Below are 21,722 nucleotides of genomic sequence, written 5' to 3'. Positions count from 1 at the left end.
GTCTGGTCTTAAATCTTAAGCCAGCTTGGTGCTGCCGGCTGCGCGTGTGGTGAACGATAAAGACGGGCCCGCCGAAAACGGAGTCCGACATGAACCAGAATCCCATCCGGCCGGCCGATACGATATCCGTTATCGATGGCCGCGAAGCGTGGCTGCGGCTTGGTGTGTCCGTCGTGCTGGGCACGATCGGCGCCGTCGGCATGTGGGCGGTGGTCGTCGTTCTGCCCGCCGTGCAGGCCGAATTCGGCGTTGACCGAGCCGACGCGTCTTTGCCTTACACTGCCACGATGGTGGGGTTTGCCGCCGGCAACGTGCTGGTCGGTCGCGCGGTCGACCGTAGGGGCTACTGGATGCCCGCACTGCTGTCGTCGCTGGCGCTCGCCGCGGGCATGATCCTGGCATCCTTTGCCGGCTCGATCCTGCAGTTTACACTGGCGCAAGGGATACTGGTCGGCTTCGGTACCGCCGCGATCTTCGGGCCGCTGGTCGCCGACATCTCGCACTGGTTCAATCGGCGTCGCGGTGTCGCGGTCGCTGCGGCTGCTTGCGGCAATTACCTGGCCGGCGCGTTGTGGCCGGTGGTGATGCCGCCCCTGATCGCTGCCGAGGGATGGCGTTTCACCTATCTGGTCATCGGCATCTTCTGCCTCGTCACCATGATACCGCTGGTGCTTTTGATGCGGCAACCGGCGCCGCGTGACGCCTTCTCGGGCTCGCCTTCTTCCACCGCTCGGCGTGTGCAGCCGATCGCGCTGTCACCGGCAACCCTGCAAGGCCTTCTGATTGTCGCCGGTTTCGGCTGCTGCATGGCGATGGCGATGCCGCAGGTGCACATCGTCGCCTATTGCATGGATCTCGGCTATGGCGTGGCGCGCGGCGCCGAGATGCTGTCGATCATGCTTGCCGGCGGCGTCGTCAGCCGGCTGGTGTCCGGTTTCGTTGCCGACCGCATCGGCGGGATCAAGACGCTGCTGATCGGCTCGGCGTTGCAGTGCCTGTCGCTGTTTTTCTACATCCCTTTCGACGGGCTGGCGTCGCTTTACATCGTGTCGCTGGTGTTCGGTCTCTCCCAGGGCGGCATCGTGCCGTGCTACGCGATCATCGTGCGCGAATACATGCCGGCGGCCGAGGCCGGCCAGCGTGTCGGCCTGGTCATCATGGCCACCATCATCGGCATGGCCGTGGGTGGCTGGAGTTCGGGCTGGATCTACGATCTTACCGGTTCCTACGCCGCAGCGTTCCTCAACGGCATCGCCTGGAATGTGGTGAACCTGGCCGTGATGGTGCTGGTCTTGTGGCGGGTAGGGCGGCCTAGGCACGCAACCGCGTAATTGCCGAAAACTACCGACCGCGTTTCGCGGTCAGTTGGACTGGGAAGACAACTCCAGCGGATAGTCGTCATTGTCGGCGTCACGCATCGCCGCCAGGCTGCGGTTGTCGAGCACGTCGGCGATCGCCTGGCGCACTTCCAGCATCATGTGGCGGACTTCGCAGGTTTCCTCGTTGCAGTCCTCGCAACGCTGATACTGAGTGCGGCTGGCGCAAGGGATCGGCGCCAGCGGGCCGTCGAGCACGCGCACGACGTGGCCGATCTTGATCTCCGCTGCCGGACGGGCGAGGCGATAACCACCGTCCTTGCCCTTGCGGCTCTGCACGAAGCCGGCATTGCGCAATTCGCCGAGGATGGCGTCGAGGAATTTCTTCGGGATGTTGTTGGCGACGGCGATGTCGTTGACGAAGGCCAGTTGCCCGGTCGGCATCCGCGACAGATGCACAAGGGCCTTGAGCCCGTACTTGCCTTTTTTGGTGAGCATGCCTGTCACTGCCTGAGCCGCAATCCCGTCAGCCGTTTGCCGGCTGTTTGTGCGCAAATCATGGCGAAATCGTCAGCCAGGACGCACCAAGAGAGAATAGAGTCCAGTTTGTCGATATACAATAAAAAGAGCGTTGATTTTTCGTGTGTTTTCGAAACGCGAAGAGTTTGTGCTACAAAAATGGCACTGTTGCGGGCGCGGAAATGAAAAAGCCGGCTTACGCCGGCTTCTTCTCGATTGCCTGTCGGGAGGGGCGGGTTCAAATTGAACCAGCCCGGGTCAGCGGTTGCCGTAAATCTCGTCCAGCAGCGCGCCTTCGGCGAAATGCTCCTTCTGGACTTTTTCCCAGCCACCGAATGCGTCTTCGACGGTTACGAGCCTGACTTCAGGGAACTTGTCCTTGAACTCGGCGGCGACTTTCTCATCGCGCACGCGCAGGCCGTTCTGCGCCTCGATCTTCTGGCCTTCCGGCGTGTACAGGAAATCGAGATAGGTCTTGGCCAGTTCACGGGTGCCGTGTTCATCGGCAACCTTGTCGACGATCGCGACCGGGAATTCGGCCAGCAGGCTGACGGATGGAACGACCTGTTGATACTTGTCGGTGCCGTATTCGCGGGCAATGCCCTGCGTTTCCGACTCGAAGGTGATCAGCACGTCGCCGATACCGCGCTCGGCAAAAGTGGTGGTGGCGGCACGGCCACCGGTATCGAACACCGGCACGTTGGCGAAGATCTTGGAGACGAATTCCTTGACCTTGGCTGCGTCACCCTTGAACTTCTCGTTGGCATAGGCGGTCGCCGCCAGATAGGTGTAGCGCGCATTGCCGGAGGTCTTCGGATTGGGGAAGATGACCTGGACGCCGTCGCGGGCGAGATCTTCCCAGTCCTTGATGTTCTTGGGGTTTCCGGCTCTGACCAAGAAGGAAGGCAGCGAATAGAACGGCGAGGCGTTGTTGGCGAAATCCTTTTGCCAGTCCGCCGAGACGAAGCCCTGCCTGACCAGGAAGTCGACATCCGGAACCTGGTTGAAGGTGACCACATCCGCGCCGAGGCCCTCGACGATCGAACGCGCCAGCTTCGAGGTGCCGGCATGCGACTGGTCGATGGTGACGCCCGGGTGCTTTTCGATGAAAGCCTTGTTGACCTGTGCGAACAGTTCGCGACCGACGTCATAGGAAGCGTTGAGCAGCTTCTCGGCGGCAGAAGCGGGCACTGCGGCGAGGACTAGGCTGGCCAGCGCAACACCGGCGAGCAAAAGGCGTTTCATGAAAGGACTCCGTTGGAAAAATTTACTGCGGAAGTCCGTACATTAGAACCTGATACCACAAAGGCGAGGAACGCCTGTCTGTAGCCATAAATGGAAATAGAAAAACCATCCCCATTGTTTGGTTTTTCGGGATGAATTTTCTTTTATTGTGGAGAAGGGTCTGCGCAATCCAGGTTTTAGGTGCTCTTTGCCGGAAACAGCTTCCATCGGCTCGGACGGAAAGCGATGCGACTCTTCTGGGAGGCGATATGATCGACCGGCAGTTCGATCTCGACGCGCTGACGCTCACCGCCGATCTCGAGCTCGACCCGGCGCGTGCCGGCGACGCGGCGACTGGCCACCACCGTGCCGGCAATGCAGCCGCTGCAGCCGTCGAGCAGCTCGATGTCATGCGGACGGAAGTAGAGCAGGGCATCGCCGGCCGGATGGTTCGGCGCTGAAAGGCCGATCGGTCGGTCGGCGATCCAGACCTGACCGTCAGTGACGCGGACCGGCAGCGAGCTCGATTCCCCGATGAAACCGAAGACGAAGGGCGAATTCGGTGTGTCGTAAACTTCGTCGGCGGTTCCGATCTGCTCGATCTGACCCTGGCTCATCACCACGACGCGATCGGCCAGTTCCAGCGCCTCCTCCTGGTCATGGGTGACGAAGACAGTGGTGTGACCGGTGGTGTCGTGAATCTCGCGCAACCAGCGCCGCAGTTCACGGCGCACCTGCGCATCTAGCGCACCGAAGGGCTCATCGAGCAACAGCACCTTTGGCTCGATCGCCATGGCGCGGGCAAGCGCGACGCGCTGGCGCTGGCCCCCGGACAGTTGCGCGGGATAACGCTTCTCCAGCCCCGAAAGCTGGACCAGCTTGAGTAGCTCCGAAGCGCGGCTGCGGATCTCGTCCTTCGACGGGCGGGTGGCGCCCGGGCGTACCTTGAGGCCGAAGCCGATGTTGTCGGCCACCGTCATGTGCCGGAACAAGGCATAGTGCTGGAATACGAAACCGACATTGCGCTCCTGGATGGTCTTGCTCGACGCGTCTTCGTCGCCAAAGAATATCTTGCCGGCAGTCGGCTGCTCCAGCCCGGCGATCAGCCTGAGCAGTGTAGTCTTGCCCGAGCCGGAAGGGCCGAGCAGCGCGATCAGTTCGCCGGAGCGAATATCGACCGAGACATCCCGAAGCGCAGGAAACCGATCGAATTCCTTGCGTACATTGGCAACGCGAACTTCCATTCAAATGTCCCTGTCAATGTCCGCGTGTCGCGGCGAGTTCGGCGCCGTAGCGCATCTCGAGAACTGTTTTCAAGATCAGAGTGACCAGCGCGAGACCGGCCAGCAGCGATGCCACGGCAAAAGCGCCGACGGCGTTGTATTCGTTATAGAGGATCTCGACATGCAGTGGCATGGTGTTGGTCATGCCGCGGATGTGGCCGGACACCACCGACACCGCGCCGAATTCCCCCATGGCGCGGGCATTGCACAGCAGCACGCCATAGAGCAGCCCCCATTTGATGTTGGGCAGCGTGACATACCAGAACACCTGCCAGCCATTGGCACCAAGCGAAAGCGCTGCTTCCTCGTCGCCGGTTCCCTGTTCCTGCATCAGCGGGATCAATTCACGTGCGACAAACGGGAAGGTGACGAAGACGGTTGCCAGCACGATTCCCGGCACGGCGAAGAGGATTTCGATGCCATGCGACTTAAGCCACGGACCGAGCACGGCCTGGGCGCCGAACAGCAGCACATAGACCAGGCCGGAAATCACAGGCGAAACCGAAAAAGGCAGGTCGATCAGAGTGGTGAGGAAGGCTTTGCCCTTGAATTCGAACTTGGCGATCGCCCAGGCAGCGGCGATGCCGAAGACGACATTGAGCGGCACGGCGATCAGCGCCACCGTCAGGGTCAGGCGGATGGCCGACAGCGTGTCGCGGTCGTTCAGCGAGGCGAAGTAGGCGCCGACACCCTTGGCGAAGGCTTCCTTGAAGACGATGATCAGCGGCAGCAGCAGGAAGATGCCGAGGAAAACGAAAGCGATCGCCATCAAAGCTGCACGGGCCGGGCGGCTTTCGGTGATGGCTGCCGAGACGTTGTCATGCACCGGCTCGTAGGACTTGATTTCCGGATCAGCCATAGCGCTTGCGGCTCCATGCCTGCAGGAGGTTGATGACAAGCAGCATGGCGAAGGAGATGGCCAGCATGACGGCGGCGATCGCGGTCGCCGCGGCGTAATTGAATTCCTCGAGCCGGATGACGATGAGCAGCGGCGCGATCTCGGTCACCTTGGGCAGGTTGCCGGCGATGAAGATGACGGAGCCGTATTCGCCGACGCCACGGGCGAAGGCGAGGGCAAAACCGGTGATGATGGCAGGCGCCAGCCCCGGGAAAAGCACGCGGGTAATCGTCTGGAAGCGGCTGGCGCCAAGCGTGGCGGCTGCTTCTTCGACCTCCTTGTCGATCTCCTCGATGATCGGCTCGACGGTGCGGACAACGAAGGGGAGACTGACGAAGACCAGCGCGATGATGATGCCGAGCGGCGTATAGGCGACCTTGATGCCGAGTGGCATCAGCAGGCTGCCCAGCCAGCCATTGGGGGCATAGAGCGTGGTGAGGGCGATACCGGCCACAGCGGTCGGCAATGCGAAGGGAAGATCGACCATGGCATCGACGACGCGCCGGCCGGGAAACTTGTAGCGCACCAGCACCCAGGCGACGATCGTGCCGAAAACCACGTTTATGAGGGCCGCGATGAGTGCGGTGCCAAAGCTGATTTCGAGAGCTTTCAAGGTGCGGTCGGCGGTGACGATGCGCCAGAAATCGACCCATCCGAGTGAAGCAGAACGCCAGACCAATCCCGCCAGGGGAATGAGAATGATAAGGGTGAGGTAGACAAGCGAGAAGCCGAGCGTCAGTCCGAAACCCGGAATGACACTCGGCTGCTTGAACCGCCACCCCGCCTGCGCGGGTGCTGTGGTCATGTTGTTGTTAGCCCGTCCCTTCTTGTTTCCTTAGCCGGAAGACGCCTCGAAACTGTTCGAGGTGTCACCGCAGCCCTCACTGAGCCGGCTTGTAGACCTGGTCGAATATACCACCGTCGGCGAAATGATAAGGCTGAGCTTTCTTCCAGCCGCCGAATTGCGGGTCATCGATCGTCACAAGCTTGATCTCGGGCAGCTTGGCAAGGTCCTCGGCGGGCACGAGCTCCGGTTTGGCGGGACGATAGTGGTTCTTGGCGATGATCGTCTGGCCCTCTTTCGAATAGAGGTATTTCAGATACGCTTCCGCCACTTTACGCGTGCCCTTGGTGTCGACATTACCATCGACGACGGCGACGGGTGGCTCGGCGAGGATGGACGCAGGCGGATAGACGACATCGAATTTGTCGGCACCGAATTCATCAAGAGCGAGATAAGCCTCGTTTTCCCACGCGAGCAGAACGTCGCCGAGGTCCTTTTGGGCAAAGGTCACGGTCGAGCCGCGTGCACCAGTGTCAAGCACTGGAACGTGTGAATAGAGATTGGAGATGAATTCCTTGGTCTTGGCCTCGTCGCCGCCATTCTGCGCATTGGCGTAGGCCCAGGCTGCAAGATAGTTCCAGCGTGCGCCACCCGAAGTCTTGGGGTTCGGAGTGATTACCTGGACGCCGTCCTTCACCAGGTCGTTCCAATCCTTGATCCCCTTCGGATTACCCTTGCGGACCAGGAAGATGATGGTCGAGGTGTAAGGAGCGGAATTGTGCTCGAACTTGGTGCGCCAATCGGGGTTGATCTTCTTCGATTTGTCGACAATGGCGTTGATGTCGCTTTCCAGCGCCAGCGTCACCACATCGGCTTCAAGGCCATCGATGACGGCGCGCGCCTGCTTGCCCGAACCGCCATGCGACTGCTGGACGGTCACGGTCTCGCCGCTCTCCTTCTTCCAGTATGCGGCGAAGGCTTCATCGAACTGCTTGTAGAGTTCCCGGGTGGGGTCATAAGACACATTCAGGATCGTCGTGTCAGCGAACGCGAAACCGAGCGCACCGAACTGGACAGAACCGGCGATAAGGATGCCGAGCAGTTTCTTGAAATGAGGTTTGGTCATTTCCGCCTCCGTTGAACTGTATTCTACTCTATCGAAATTGTAGAATTTGGGTGCGGCGAAAGTTGCCTTTTTCAGGCTCATGGAGAAAAGTTCCAGCGATTTGCCGGTCAGGCAAGAAAATTCTACCTCATCGAAGCGGCGTGGCGATCACCGAATGGAGTCATGGCTGGATTCCGCTTGAACCTGCGCCGGCGGCCCGGCAAGCCTATTCGACGAAGACCTTGACGCTGGTGGCGCGGCCGGCGGCGTCAATGACGGTCAGCGTCGAATAGCCCGTTCCGTCCGGCAGCCAGGTGGCGGTGCGGCGGCGGTCGATGCCGGCCAGTGGCTTGCCGTTGGCGAGCCAGCGGAAGGGCGCGCGGCCGCCCTGCAGTTTGAGAACCAGCGGCGTTACTTCGTCTCCTGATACGCCAAGGTCGACCCGAGCCCCATCAGGCGGGAAAACGATGCGCGGCGCCGGCTCTGTTGCGGCAATGCCGGGCTGGGTTTCGGTGCCTGCTCCGAAGCGGGCGAGGGTGACGGGCAAGTCCTCGCGTCTCGGCCGCAGTACGCCGGCGGGCTGGCTGGGCAACGCAACCGCTGCTAGGCCTGAACGGACAAAGCCCTCAAACAGGATGGGCGCCGCTGACACATAACCCGAGAGGCCCGGCACTGCGCTGGCGTCGGCGCGGCCGACCCAGACGCCGAGAACATAACGGCCGTCGAAGCCGATCGCCCATGCGTCGCGATAGCCATAGGATGTGCCGGTCTTGTAGGCGATACCGCGCTGCGGCGCGCCTTCGGGCGGTCTCACGCCGGCAAGGATATCGATGATCTGCCAGTTGGCCTGTTCGTTCAGAATGCTGGTGGCGCTGCCGGTCACAGGCACGATCTCGGTGCCGTCACGCAGCGGATGCACCTTGCCGCCATTGGCGAGCCCCGTATAGAGCTGAACCAGATCGCGCAGGCTGGTGCCGACGCCGCCGAGTCCGATGGCGAGGCCCGGTGGCTGGTTGAGCGGCAGCACCGGTGACACGCCGGCTTGGCGGAACCGGGCGGTCAGGCGTGCCGGTCCGACCGCATCCAGGACGCGGATCGCGGGCACGTTCAGGGAAAGTTGCAGTGCTTGTCGGATCGAGACGTCACCCTGGTAACCCATGTCGAAGTTCTTCGGCCGGTAGCCGGAGAAATCGGCCGGGCTGTCCTCGATTATGGTTTCCTGCGCGACCATGCCTTGCTCAAAGGCCAGCCCGTAAATGAAGGGTTTCAGGGTCGAGCCCGGGGAACGCACGATGCGGGTCATGTCGATCCAGCCGGCGCGGCTGGAATCGAAGAAGGAAGCCGAGCCGACGCTGCCCAGAATGTCGCCCGTACGGGAATCGGCCAGCACCATGGCGACCGAGAGTTTTGGCCCGAGCCGGCCGGCGGCTTCGCGCGCCACGGCCTCCAGCCCCTCCTGCACACCCTTGCGCAGAGTGAGTTTGAGCGGCGCACCTGCTTCTGCCCTGCGCAGCAGCGTGTTGGCGGTATGCGCGGCAAAGGCAGGCAGCGGGCGCCGCAGCCCGGCGACGTCGTCGAGGGCCGCGCGACGTGCTTCACGTTCGCCGATCAGGCCGGCCGAAACCATGCGATTGAGCACGCGGTCGCGCGCTGCCTGGGCAATGGCGGGATTCTTGTCGGGACGACGCCGCTCCGGCAATTGTGGCAGCGCAACCAGGAGAGCGGCCTCAGAAACCGTAAGACGGCGTGGTTCCTTGCCGAAATAGGCAAGCGAGGCAGCACGGACACCTTCGAGGTTGCCGCCGTAGGGCGCCAGGGTCAGGTATTGTTCGAGGATCTGACGTTTTGTCAGGCGTCGCTCGATCTGCAGCGCGCGCAGCATCTGCTTCAGCTTGGAGCCGACTGAACGGCTCTCGCGCGGCTCGATGAGCCGGGCCAACTGCATCGACAGCGTCGAGCCGCCCGAGACGATGCGGCGGTTGTTGGCAAGCTGCGTCGCGGCACGCCCAAGCGCCAGCAGGTCGATGCCCTCATGGTCCCAGAAGCGCTTGTCCTCATAAGCGACCAGCATGTCGACGAAATTCTTGTCGACCTGATCGAGGCCGACCTGCAGGCGCCAGTACCCGTCCTTGGTGGCGAAGGCACGCAGCAACGCGCCATCGCGGTCGAGGACCTCGGCCGACACCGCCAGCGTATCCGGCAATGGTGGCGGAAAGGCGCGGTCGAGTGCCCACAAGCCGCCAATCGCGATCGCCGCCAGACCGGCAGCGGCGCCAGCGTAAATCGCCAGGCGCCGTAGGCTCCTTCGAACCGGAGGAGGGGAGACGCTATCGGTCATGGCCGTCGTGGCGCCGGCCTTACGGCGCCTTCACCTCCATCATGCCGGTGGCCGTGCGCGCCGAATATTGCGGCCGGTACATGTCCTCGACGCTGGCCGCCGGATGCGCATAGACGCCGGGCGTCACCGCCCGTACCACATAGGCGAGGGTCTTGGTGCGGTCGCCATCGTCAGCCGCGGGATCGAAAGCAGCAACGAAACGGTCGTTGCGGAATTCGAGATGCGCGGCGTTGGTCTGCGCCAGCCAGGAGAAGTTGGAAAGCTGCGCTGAAGACACCAGACCTGGATTGTCGATCTCGAAGCCGGCTGGCAGCAGGTCGGTGATCAGCACACGCTGCGGCCAATCCTTCAGCTCCGTCACCTTCAGGACGACGACGTAGCGTTCGTTCTGCCTGGCCTCGCTGACATTCGCCTCATTGCCATCGAGCGTGTAGTAGGTGCGTTCGATGGTGAAGCCTTCCCCGCCGGCGGGCAGTGGCTGCGACGGCGCGGCAACCGTTGTGACGACCGCCTGCAGACCGTTCGTGCCGGCATTGGCAAGGGTCAACGGGGTGTCCAGCAGGGTCTCGCCAGTCATCTCGGTCGAATAGGCACCGCTGTGCGGCTGGCCGTTGATGGTGAGCTTGATGCTGTCGTTGCCGTTCTTCAGCGCACGCGCCGCCAGCAGCATCCAGGCATTGTCCTGGGTACTTGTCCATCGCTGCGCGGCACGCTGCCTCTCCACCTGCCTGATCAGTTCCGGCAGCACCGACGGTGCCGGTTTGGATTCGGCGGCAAGCGCCAGCATCGCAGCGGCGTCGCGGACCGCCGAGCCGTAGTCGGAACGGTACCAGTCATAGTTCTTGGTGTTCCTGGCAAGCGTCAGTGCAGCCTGGAATGTCGATTCAGAACGCTGTGCATCGCCATACAGTGCCAGCGCGGCGGCGAGTTGCGCCACCGCCATCGGGCTGGAGAAGGCCTCCAGCTTGGTGTCGGCATAATAACGCAGATCTCCGACCGACGCCTTCTTGTTGCGGGCCAGGACATAAAGCGCATAGGCGATCTGTGAACCACGATCCTCGACGCTCTGATCGTAGCCGAGCGAGTTCTGCAGATTGCTCAGCGCCTGCGAGATCGCCAGAGCAGGCACCTCGTATTTTGCCTCGCGCGCCCTGGTCAGGAAATCGGTGACGTAGGAATCCAGCCACAGATCGCCGGAACCCGGACCCCACAAGCCGAAGCTGCCGCCGGATGCCTGGTAGCTCAGCACCCGGTAGATAGCTTGTTGCACCCGGTCGTGCAGGTCTGGATCGTCCGGGATGCCGTAACCCTTCGACATTTCGCTCATATAGAGCAGCGGCAAGGCCCGGCTCGTCGTCTGTTCGGCGCAACCATAAGGATAGCGATCGAGCGACAGGATCAGGGATGGTACGTCGAGCGCTGCCGACTGTGACACGCCGACGCTGACGGACGAGCCCTGCAGCGTGCTTTCCGCCAGCAGTTCACGGTCCACACGCAGCGAAGCGCCGTTCTTCAGGTCCACGACCAGGCGGACCGGAACCGGCAGCTGGGCCGGACGCACAGGCAGGAACAGCGTCTGTTCCGCCGAAGGTCCGCCATCCTTGGCCAGTTTGACCGTGATGGTGGCATCGCTCGGCGACACGCCGATCAAGGGCACACTCAGCGTCTGGCGCTTGCCTTCGGCCAAGGTGAGTTTGGCCGGCACGGCCTCGTTGCCGATGGTGATGTCGCCTGTGGTCTCGATAGCGAGCGCGTACTCGCCGGCAGGCGCGTCGGTGTTGGCAAAATCAAGCCGCATGGTCGCGGCATCGCCGGGTGCCATGAAGCGCGGCAGGCCAGCTGTGATGACGATGGGATCGCGGACAATCACATCGGTCACGCCGTGGCCGACAGCGTCCTTGGTCCAGGCTACGGCCATGATGCGTGTGGTGCCGTTGAACTGCGGCAGGTCGAAATCGACCGCCGCCTTGCCCTCTGCATCCAGCTTGACGATGCCGGAGAAGAAGGCGACCAGCTTTTCGGTCGGGGGGCTGCCCTGGCTCTGCAAGGCATTGCCGTCACCGCCCGTGCGCAGCTTGCCGGTGGTGCCGAGCGAGCCATCGATGAGGCGACCGTAAAGGTCGCGCAGTTCCAGTCCCATCATGCGCTGGCCAAAGAACCAGTTCTCCGGATCCGGCACCTTGTAGTTGGTCAGGTTCAGGATGCCGACATCAACGGCTGCGACCATGACATAGGCATCGCTGCCGGGGGCAACCCCGGTCACCGAAACAGGTACCGAAAGCGTCTGCCGCGGTTCCATCTTGGCGGGCGGTGTGAGGGCTACGCCGAGCTTCCGGGCGCCCGGGTCGATCTTCAGCCATTTCACGCCGATGGCACGGGCCGGCATACGGCTCTGTTCGGAGTCGCCTGGCCTGTACAGGGTAGCCGTGACATAGGCACCAGCGCCGAGATCTTCGGAGACCGGAATGTCGACCGTGCCGCCATCCTTGGGGATGCTGACATTGAAGGTCTTCAGGAGACGGTCGGCCCCGATCGTTACCAGCAGTTCGCCACCATAATGCGGCGACACTTTCAGCTTGGCTGTATCGCCGACCGCATAGTCATCCTTGTCGAGTGCGATCTCCAGCCCGTCAGGTGTCTCAGTCGAGGTGGCGCTGACATACCAGCCGCCATCGAACTCGTATGACGAGGCCGGACCCTCGGGGTCAGCCGTCTCGACTTCCAGCCGGTAGCGTCCCCAATCGACGGGCAGCGAAACCGTCGCTTCCCCGTCGGCGGCGATGTCGACCTTGCCGTTGGCGATAGCCTTGGTGAGGTTCACCGCCTCATAGGCCCAGGAGCCGCCGTTGCGATACCATTGATAGTTGCGTTCGACCCTGACCAGCGACCATTGCGCCCCGGCGAGCGCCTTCCGGTTTCCATCGCGATCCGCCGCGATCAGGCTGAATTTGGCAGTACCCCCCTGCGGCACTTCATCATTGTCGAAATCCGGCCTTATGCCGATCAGGTCGCTTTGCGGACGTAAGGCGAGATTGAGGGAACGCTCGACGGCGCGGCCGCCGGTTTCGCGCATGCGCACCGTCACCTTGGCGTTCACCAGCTTGGTGGTGGCCGGCAACTGATCAATTGTGACAGGGAAGGTCGCCTTGCCATCGTCGCCCACCACCGGCAGGTCGGCCAGAGGTGTCACCGTCGGCTGAGCGGCCTGTTCGTCGGCAAGACCGAAAGCAAAACCCTTGAATCGGTCCCAGTCACGAGTCACCGACAGCGTCGTCTCGCCTTCGAGTGCAAGGCCGGCTGCGGGGGCGCCATAAAGGAAGCGGCCGTCGACCGTGACGTTTGCGGTTTCGTTCTGGGCAATCTCGGTCTTGTCGGCGGCGAGATCGAACTCGATGCGGTCGGGCACGAAGTCCTCGACCAGGAACATCTGCGTCGCCACCGCCGCCTGCTTGGGATCGGTATGGATCGACACCGTCCATGTGCCGCGCATGGCATTGGGTTCCAGCGCCAGATCGACGGCATGGCCGCCGGCCGAGGTGCCGTCGCTGACGATGCGACGCGCTTCGACCCCGTCGGGGCGCGTGAAAATGAAGGTCAGCGGCAGGTTCTCGACCGCCTTCGAGGCATCGTCGCGGGCGAGCGCCTGGACGTGCACGTCTTCACCGACACGGTAGATGCCGCGTTCGGTCCAGGCGTAGACATCAAGCGCGCCAGGGGAGGCGCGCCCGGCAACGCCACGATCGGACAGGTCGAAACCGGCCTTGGCCATGTCGAGGAAGACAAAGTCCTGGTCGCCCTGCTTGGCCATGAGCACCGCCGGCACCATGCTGCCTTCGCCGCGGGTCAGGCCCGGATTGAAGACCGCGCGGCCTTCGCCGTCCGTCGTGGCGGTGCCGAGGATCTCGTTGTTGCGGGCAAGCAGGGTGAGCTCCGCGCCCTGGATCGGTTTGGCGCTGCCCAGCGAACGGGCGAAAACGTTGAGGCCGTCCTGGCCAGTATAGGTCGACAGGCCGATGTCGGAGACCACGAACCACTGCGTGGCGCGCGAGTTGTATTCATCGCTCTTGTCGTCCACCGGCTGTGCGGTGAGGATGTACACGCCGGGCTTGCGCTGCGGCAGTGCTTCATCGACCGGGAAGGAGGTGGTCACTTCCTTGTTGAGGTCGCCGGTGATCTCCATGCGGCCTTCCCAGATCGGCTGGCCCATCTGGTCCTTGATGTTGGAGAGGTCGTAACCGTCGAGCTGGCGCAGGAACTGGTAGCCGGAGAGAAGCTGCGCCAGCGAGCGGTCGCCGACGCGGAAGAGCTTCATGTCGGCAGCGTTCATGTTGACAGTGACGACAGGGATGCCACGGCGCACGCCTGCCGGCAGCACGAAGCTGTCGCCGGTAAAGCGGGCAGATGGTGCGCGGTCCTGCACATAGATCGACAGCGTGACAGGGGCGGCCGTCACTTCGCCGACTGCCGCCGGGATGCCGGCTCGGAAGACGACGTCATAAAACTTGCCGTGCTCAAGGCCTTCGACGCAAATCTGCTTGTCCTTGGCCTCGACTGCCTTGGGGGCAGCGCCACCGATGGTGACGAACTGGGCGTAATCGACACCTGTCTTGACGAGTTCCTCCGAAAACTGCGCGCAGATACGCGGGCTCGAAGTGTCGGCATCGACGGAGTGTTCGATGACACGGAAGCCCTTGCGGGCTCTGAGGTCATCATATTCGGAACGGACTGCAGCAGAATTCTGGAGCGTAAGGCTCGCCTCATAGGCCTGCAACGCCGGGCGATATTGATCGCGGCTGTTGAGCCCGGCCCCGAGCAATGCCAGGGCTTCTGCTCTGGCGGATGCCGTGCGCGAGAGCTTGTAACCCATATAGGCGGCTGAGGTGGAGTTGGTCTGCAATGTCGTGTTGTTGTCGGTCCTGTTGTCACTGGACGCTTCGAGTGCGGCCAGGATCTCGCGCGCGAGCTTGCGCCAGAGCGTCGAGTCGTCCGGCATGAGCGAAAGTGCTGCCTGGTATTTCTGTATCGCGCCGCGACGATCGCCGGAGAGCGCAGCCTGTTCGGCTTCCTGCTGCAGGGTCGTCAGACCGTCGGCAGGCTTGGTGTAGCCAGGCCCGGTCAGGAAATTGCTGTATTGCTGCGCCTGATCGGCCATCCAGGCCGGGAAAAAGGGAAGATCTGCAGGCGCACCGATATCGGGCTCGGTGTCCAGAGTGACGACCTTGCCGCCAACTGCACCGGCAAACGGTTTTACCGTGTTGAAGTCGGACTTGAGGAAGCACCACTTCGCCTTGGTGTTATAGGTGAAGGCGCGGCAAGCCGAATCGCCAAGACATGTCGTCTTGCACTGGTCGAGTGTAACGTTCTGCTCGGAACGCAGATCGAATCCGAAATAGTCGGTATTTTCGATTGTCTCGATCCGCTTGGTTTCGTCGGCCTGTGCGGGGCCGAGAACAGCAAACAAGAAAAACAGCAGAACCGGCAAGAAACGAGCCGCGCGCAATGCCATCACACCCTCCTGGCATCCAGTTGTTCCGGATATGTTCACTTTTCGACAAGGCTTGTCAACGGCCAAATGGCGTTTAAACCAAAGGATGTAGTGGCCTTTTTTCTGCTCATTGCCGAGACACTCACTTAGCGCCTGGATCACACAATTTTGCGACGGCACAAAAGGTGTGTATTCCAAAGCCCGCTACAATTCGGACATTTGCATTGTGGCCGCAATGCGAGTTTACGAGGACTTCACATGTTCATTCCAATTTTACCGGTAGGGCGCATTGGGAGGGTAGAGTCCGCGTATTGAGGGACAAGGCGAGTTGATGCCTGTAGAGGAGAGGTGCCGTTGGAAAGCAAGCACGTCCTGGCGTGCGCTTTCGCGCGCCTTGCTTTTGACCACGCTCGGCATTTCAGGCTTGATGGTCGAAGGCTCTCGCGCAACAGCCTTCGAATTGTTCGGCATCAGGTTGTGGGGATCGGAAGAAGAGGCGGATGAGCCGATCGCCGATCCACTGCGCTATACGGTGACCATCGAAGCGCCCGACGCGGACGACGACCTGAAGGAAAAGCTGGAGAATGTCTCCAGCCTGAAGAATGACGAGGAGCGGCCGGCTTCGGGGTCGCTCGGCCTGATGACCAAGGCCCGCGGCGACCGCGAGCAATTGGTGGCGGCGCTCTACGAAGATGCCCGCTATGAAGGGGTCGTCGACGTCGCCATCGCCGGCAAGTCGCTCGACGACCTGCCGCCTGACGCAGAATTCAAGGGACAGCAACCTGTCCCGGTGACGATCACCATAAGGCCCGGACAGAAGTTCACGCTCGGCGATATCCTCCTCAAGGGCGACGCCGCCGGCATGGCGAGTGCCGACTTCGGCCTGATCTCGGGCGGGGATGCCGGTTCGGGCGCGGTGCTCAAGGCTGAAGCGCGGCTCGTCAAGGCACTGAAGGACGAGGGCAGGCCCCTGGCCAAGGTCACCGATCGCGAGGTCGTGGCCGACCATGACAACGGACGACTCGATGTGACGCTGACCGTCGAGGCGGGTCCGGTCGCAGGCATTGGCCAGACCACCGTCGAGGGCACCGAAGCGGTGGATCGCGAGTTCACCGAATACATGACCGGCTTGAAGCGCGGCGAGCGGTATTCTCCGAAGCAGATCGAGGATGCGCGCGATCGCCTGCTCGGGCTGGAAGTCTTCAACAGCGTCTCGCTGAAGGAAGGCGACAAGCTCGATGCCGACGGCAACATTCCGATCGGTGTCGAAGTCAGCGAACGCAAGCCGCGCTATTTTGGCGTCGGCGGCACCTTCTCCAACACGGAAGGGGTTGGCCTGGAAGGTTATTGGGGCCATCGCAATCTGTTCGGCCGCGCTGAAAAACTGCGCATCGAAGGCAAGATCAGCGGCATCGGCGCCAACGCGCTTGGCGAACTGAACTACAATGCCGGCATCATGTTCGAGAAGCCGGGCGTGGTCGGCCCGGCCTCGAAGTTCTTCGCCAATCTGAAGACCGTGTACGAGCATCCCGACGCCTATGATCGTTTCTCGACCAAGGGCGGCATGGGACTGTCCTATGAGATCGACAAACGGCAGACCGTCTCGGCCGAGGTTTCGCTCGATTACTCGAAGATCACCGACAGCTTCGGCAAGCACGATTACCTGATCGCCAGCGTGCCGCTGCAATATGTCTTCGACAATCGCGACAACAAGCTGAACCCGAAGAGCGGCTTCAGGCTGCTCGCCTATGCCGAGCCGAGCTATGATCTCCTGAATGGCGCCACTTTCGTGAAGCTGCGCGGCGAGGGCAGTGCCTATCAGGCGCTCGACACCGGTGGCCGCTTCGTGCTGGCCGGTCGCGCCGCGATCGGTTCGATCGTCGGCGCGGGGCTGCAGGATGTTCCCGCCGATCGGCGCTTCTATGCGGGCGGCGGCGGTTCGGTGCGCGGTTATGCCTATCAGGGGATCGGCCCCAAGGATATCAACGGCAAGCCGACCGGGGGCCTGTCCTATTTCGAAACCTCGGCCGAAATGCGCATCGGCATCACCGACACGATCGGCATCGTGCCCTTCATCGATGCCGGCACGGTTTCGACCGCGCAGTTCCCCGACTTCTCCAACGTAAAGGTCGGCGCCGGTGTCGGCCTGCGCTACATCACGCCGTTCGGGCCGCTGCGCATCGATGGAGCCGTGCCGCTGAACCGCGAACCGGGCGATCCCCGCTTCGGCATCTATGCCGGCATCGGCCAGGCGTTCTGACGGCATGGCGAAATTGTTCAAACGGGCATTGCGTATCTTCTTCTACATCGCAGCGGTTGTCGTTGCGGCGGCGCTCGGAGCGTTGATCGTCTTCACCACGACGGAGCGCGGACGCGACAATCTTGCCGGCCTGATCTCGTCGATGGCTTCATCTCCGGACAGCAAGGTGACGGTCGCCGGCATCGACGGCATCTGGTCGGGCGCGCTGCGCGTCGACCATGTCGTCCTGAAAGACAGCAAGGGGCCCTGGCTGGTGCTGCGCCAGGTTGCGGTGGACTGGTCGCCGTTTGCCCTGCTGACGAAGACGTTCAGCGCCGATCGTGTCGCGGTCGGGCGTATCGAGGTGGCACGTCTGCCGGTGTCCGAAGGCGAGCCGAAGCGCGACACCGAAGCTGGCTTCAGCCTGCCGGTGTCGCTCGACATCAAGGCGATCGATCTGCCCAACATCGCGCTCGGCGAAGCGCTTGCCGGCGCCGGTATTGCCGAACTGGCCGCCAAGGGATCGGTGAAGGCCGACGCCTCGCCGCTGGCGGTGGCAGCCAAGCTCAATGTGGCACGCAATGACGGCAAGCAAGGCACCGTCGATGCGACCGTCGATTTCGCACCGGCCGACAACAGGCTCGACCTTGACGTGAAAGCGTCGGAGCCTGCAGGCGGCATTCTCGCCAACCTGCTGCAGCTGCCGGGTGATCCATCGGTCGACATCACCCTTGCCGGAAGGGGCTCGCTGGCGGATTGGAACGGTACCGGTAGCTTCAGCGTCGACGGCCAGGTGGTCACGCAGCTGACCGGCCGCAATCAGCAGACCGAAAAAGGCAACCGCATCGAGGCCAAGGGAGATGGCGATTTCGCCCGTTTCCTGCCCGACCGTTTCAAGCCGCTGCTCGCCGGCAAGACGGATTTTGCCTTCGTCGGCACCGCGACCAAGACCGGTGGCGTGGAAATCGAACAGGCGCAGATCAACAGCGATGCCGTGCGCGGAACCGCTGCCGGCCACGTCGACCCCAAGGGAGCGACGGACTTTTCGCTGCAGTTCAATTCCGTCGGCCCGACCTTGCCGCTGGCGCTCGGCAGCAAGGAAAGCCCGATCGATATCGAGATGAAGTCGGCAACTCTGCGCGCCTTCGGCGAGGGCAGCGCGCCGGCGCTCGACATCGGCGCTTCGCTGGCCAAGTTGACGACGACGGTCACCAAGTTCGAGAACATCGATCTGACCATCCACTCCGACAATTTCGACGTTGCCAACCGCGTCGGGCCGATGACCGGTTCGCTGACCGTCGACAGGATCGGGTTTGACAATCCAACCATCGCCCCGCTGATTGCCGGCAAGATCAGCGCGGATGTCGCCGGAAGCCTCGCGAAGGAAACCATCAATGTCGACAAGGGCTCGATCCGCTCCGACACGCTGATCGGCGATTTCAACGGCAAGATGGCGCTGGCCGACGGTTCGATCGAATTGAACGTCAAGGCGGACGCTGCTTCCTCGGCTCTGCCGGTCGCCGCGCGGCCGGTGCTTGGCGAACGCGCCGTGCTCTCGGCGGCAATCCGGCGTGATTCCAAAGGCACGGTGACCGCGGACTCCATCACGCTCGATTCCGGCGCTGTTTCGGCCAGCGGCAGCGCCAGCCTGCACGAAGGCCAGATCGTTGCCGAGCTCAAGGGCGCGTTGGCGGATCTCTCGCTGCTGTCCAAGGAAGCGAAGGGCGCCATCGGCCTTTCGGTCACCGCAAAAGGCGTCATGGTTGCGCCGGACGTTTCGGTGTCGCTGAGCGGCGACAAGCTCGAGGTCGCGGGTCGCGAGATCAGCGGATTGAACCTGTCGGCAACCGGCAGGGCCGACGTTGCCAATCCGGCCGCTGACGTCACGGTGTCGGCCACGGTTGCCGGGCAACCGCTGCAAGGCAAGGCGGTGCTGAAGACCGAGAACGGTCAACGCCGCATCGATGGCTTGAAGCTCGCGCTTGGCGCCAACGGCGTCGCCGGTGATCTCGTTCTCGACGAAGCCTTCCTGCCGGAAGGTATGGTGACGATCGATCTGCCCGATATCGGACCGCTGGCGGCGCTGGCGCTGGAAAAGGCGGAAGGCGATGTGCGCGGTACCGTGCGGTTCGCCAAACGCGACGGCGTGCCCGAAGTGGCGCTGCAGGCCAGGGCCGGCATCAAGCGCGGCGACCTCGTCGCCAGGAATGTCGCCATCGATGCGCTGGTGGCCAATTATGCGGCCGCTCCGGCGGTCTCCGGGACGGTCAGGGCCGACGCTGTCACGTCCGGAACGACGACCGTGACCGGCATCGCCATCGATTTGAAGCGCGACGGCGAGTGGACCGGCTTTTCCGGCGGTGCCACGGTCAAGGACATTCCCGCCAAGGCGGTCGGCCGTGTGAAATCGACGGGTGGGGTGACCACGGTGGAACTCGCCTCGGGTCAGGCGGTGATCCGCGGTCTCAGGGCGGTGATCCCGGAGCTTTCGACCATCACGATGGCCAACGGCACGACGACGATCCAGAGGCTGGTGGTCGGTGTCGATAGCGGTCGCGCGACGATCACGGGCACGGCGGGCAAGGCTCTCGACATCGACGTGGCCCTGGCCAATCTGCCGGTCGCCGCCGCCAATACGTTCTCGCCAGGACTTGGCGCTGCCGGCACCGTCTCGGGTACCGCAAAAGTCACTGGCGCGGCCTCTGCCCCCTCGGTCACATACAACATCAAGGCCAGCGGGCTTGGCGTTGCGGCGACGCGGGACGCCGGCATCGGCGCCATCAATATCGCGTCCGGTGGCACCTTCGTGTCCAACAAGCTCACCTTCAATGCCGACATCGGCGGTGCGGCCGGACTGGCGCTGAAGGGTGGTGGCTCGGTCACCACTGCAGGTACGCCCAATCTGTCGGTCGATATCGCCGGCAACGTGCCGTTCGAACTTCTGGCGCGCAAGCTGGCCGAACAGGGGCTTTCGCTGACCGGTGGTGCCAATGTCGCTGTGCAGGTGCGTGGTCCGGCCAGCAAGCCGGTGATCTCCGGTTCCGTGCGCTCATCGGGCGGGCGCGTCCTGGATGCAAAGTCCGGGCTCGCGGTCAAGGACATTACGCTCGACATCGGCGTGAACAATGGCGTCGCCACCATAAACCGGCTGACGGGCACGCTGTCGACGCGCGGTGCGTTGTCGGCCGGCGGCACGGTCGCCATCGATGCCGCCAGAGGGTTTCCCGCCGACCTGTCGATCAAGCTCGTCGATGGACGCTATACCGATGGCCGCATCGTAACCGCCAATCTCGGCGGTGACCTGACCATCAAGGGACCGCTGGCGACGGCGCCGGCGGTTGCCGGGACGATCAATCTTGGCAAGGTCGTCGTCACCGTGCCGGAACGGCTGCCGACGTCGCTGTCGACCTTGAACATCAAGCGCAAGGATGCCCCGGCGGCCGTGAAGGCGCAGGACAAGGCGCTGCGTCCTGCCGGCGCCAGCAGCAGTGGTGGCGGCGGAAGCGGCGGGCTGACGCTCGACGTTACCGTCAATGCTCCCAACCAGATCTTCGTCATGGGGCGCGGTCTCGACGCTGAGCTCGGCGGCAATCTGCGTCTGACCGGGTCGGCTTCCGCGCCGCAGGCGGTTGGCAAGTTCACCCTGCAGCGCGGACGGCTTTCCATCCTCGGCAAGCGTCTGACCTTCACTGAAGGCACGCTGACCTTCTCGGGCTCACTGGTGCCGTATCTCAACATGGTGGCGGAATCGACCGCAGGCGACGCGACGGTGAACATCACTGTTTCGGGCGAAGCGACCAATCCGAAGTTCATATTCTCTTCGGTGCCGGCATTGCCCGAGGACGAGGTGCTGGCGCGCCTGATCTTCGGCCGGTCGATGTCCAACCTGTCGCCTTTGCAGATCGCCCAGCTTGCAGAAGCGGCGGCGCAGCTCAGCGGTGTCGGCGGTTCAACCTCGCTTCTGGAGAAGCTGCGCGGCAAGCTCGGTGTCGACGACCTCGATGTCACCACCGACGACCAGGGCGGCACGGCGGTGTCGGCCGGCAAGTATCTCAACGATCGCACCTATCTGAACATCCAGAAGGGCGAGAAACCCGGTTCGGGCAGAGCCCGCATCGACTTCAATGTCGGCAAGGGCGTCAAGCTGCGCGGCGAGGCCTCCGACGATGGCGAGGCCAAGGGCGGTATTTTCTACGAAAAGGAATACTAGAGCGTCGCCGTTTCTAACGGAAACGCTCTACCTCATTGCTTTACGCAATTCCGGATCGAAAACCGCTACGCATTTTTGCTGGAATTGCTTTCGCCGCGGTTCCGTGATGTAGCCGATCGGGTGGACCGACAAGGCGCCAGAACTGGCGCTGCCATGGCATTGCCGATTGTATCATGACGGAAATGCACGCGGTTTACGCAGAACCGGTGGGCGTCTGTTTTTTGCCCTCGATAGCAAATTTCCGCCAAGATTGTCGCTATCGCGCCAACTGCTCCCATTTCAAAGTTGCACTCTTGCAGTGAGTTCTCACACTGGCCGTTC

General features: G+C 62.7%; 11 protein-coding genes. 3 read left to right on the top strand and 8 right to left on the bottom strand.

What is annotated here, in order from left to right:
* Window positions 1–89: 89 nt before the first annotated feature.
* Window positions 90–1,331 carry an MFS transporter gene (locus AC3WTO_RS16080; protein ID WP_492461744.1) on the top strand — a complete coding sequence of 414 codons (1,242 nt, stop codon included), beginning with the start codon at window positions 90–92 and terminating at the stop codon, window positions 1,329–1,331.
* A gap of 30 nt (window positions 1,332–1,361) precedes the next feature.
* On the opposite strand, the gene AC3WTO_RS16075 is transcribed toward AC3WTO_RS16080, so the two are convergent.
* The 8 genes from AC3WTO_RS16075 to AC3WTO_RS16040 all read right to left on the bottom strand — a co-directional run bounded on the left by AC3WTO_RS16075 (window position 1,362) and on the right by AC3WTO_RS16040 (window position 14,973).
* Complete coding sequence (locus AC3WTO_RS16075; protein ID WP_492461743.1) at window positions 1,362–1,814, bottom strand: RrF2 family transcriptional regulator; 453 nt, start codon at window positions 1,812–1,814, stop codon at window positions 1,362–1,364.
* Window positions 1,815–2,093: 279 nt separating this feature from the next.
* On the bottom strand, window positions 2,094–3,080 hold the full coding sequence (locus AC3WTO_RS16070) for a sulfate ABC transporter substrate-binding protein (protein ID WP_492461742.1): 987 nt from the start codon (window positions 3,078–3,080) through the stop codon (window positions 2,094–2,096).
* Window positions 3,081–3,256: 176 nt separating this feature from the next.
* Window positions 3,257–4,303: a sulfate/molybdate ABC transporter ATP-binding protein gene (locus AC3WTO_RS16065; protein ID WP_492461741.1), complete on the bottom strand. Its 1,047-nt coding sequence runs from the start codon at window positions 4,301–4,303 to the stop codon at window positions 3,257–3,259.
* Between the two features lie 13 nt (window positions 4,304–4,316).
* Window positions 4,317–5,201 (bottom strand): sulfate ABC transporter permease subunit CysW, encoded by an 885-nt coding sequence (gene cysW / locus AC3WTO_RS16060; RefSeq protein ID WP_492461740.1) that lies wholly within the window; start codon window positions 5,199–5,201, stop codon window positions 4,317–4,319.
* Complete coding sequence (gene cysT, locus AC3WTO_RS16055; RefSeq protein WP_492461739.1) at window positions 5,194–6,045, bottom strand: sulfate ABC transporter permease subunit CysT; 852 nt, start codon at window positions 6,043–6,045, stop codon at window positions 5,194–5,196. Before cysT ends, cysW begins: the two co-directional genes overlap by 8 nt.
* Before the next feature lie 76 nt (window positions 6,046–6,121).
* Window positions 6,122–7,150, bottom strand: coding sequence for a sulfate ABC transporter substrate-binding protein (locus AC3WTO_RS16050; protein WP_492461738.1), 1,029 nt, complete (start codon window positions 7,148–7,150; stop codon window positions 6,122–6,124).
* A gap of 205 nt (window positions 7,151–7,355) precedes the next feature.
* Window positions 7,356–9,467 (bottom strand): penicillin-binding protein 1C, encoded by a 2,112-nt coding sequence (pbpC, locus tag AC3WTO_RS16045; protein ID WP_492461736.1) that lies wholly within the window; start codon window positions 9,465–9,467, stop codon window positions 7,356–7,358.
* 19 nt (window positions 9,468–9,486) lie between these two features.
* On the bottom strand, window positions 9,487–14,973 hold the full coding sequence (locus AC3WTO_RS16040) for an alpha-2-macroglobulin family protein (protein WP_492461735.1): 5,487 nt from the start codon (window positions 14,971–14,973) through the stop codon (window positions 9,487–9,489).
* Window positions 14,974–15,283: 310 nt separating this feature from the next.
* On the opposite strand from AC3WTO_RS16040, the gene AC3WTO_RS16035 reads away from it, so the two are divergent.
* Window positions 15,284–17,212 carry an autotransporter assembly complex protein TamA gene (locus AC3WTO_RS16035; RefSeq protein WP_492461734.1) on the top strand — a complete coding sequence of 643 codons (1,929 nt, stop codon included), beginning with the start codon at window positions 15,284–15,286 and terminating at the stop codon, window positions 17,210–17,212.
* 4 nt (window positions 17,213–17,216) lie between these two features.
* The gene (locus tag AC3WTO_RS16030; RefSeq protein WP_492461733.1) at window positions 17,217–21,401 is read left to right on the top strand and encodes a translocation/assembly module TamB domain-containing protein; all 4,185 of its coding nucleotides are present in this window, start codon (window positions 17,217–17,219) and stop codon (window positions 21,399–21,401) included.
* Window positions 21,402–21,722 lie beyond the last annotated feature (321 nt).

Source organism: Mesorhizobium sp. EU05-FHT14A09 (assembly GCF_058790995.1).
This window is presented reverse-complemented; position numbering and strand designations above follow the sequence as displayed.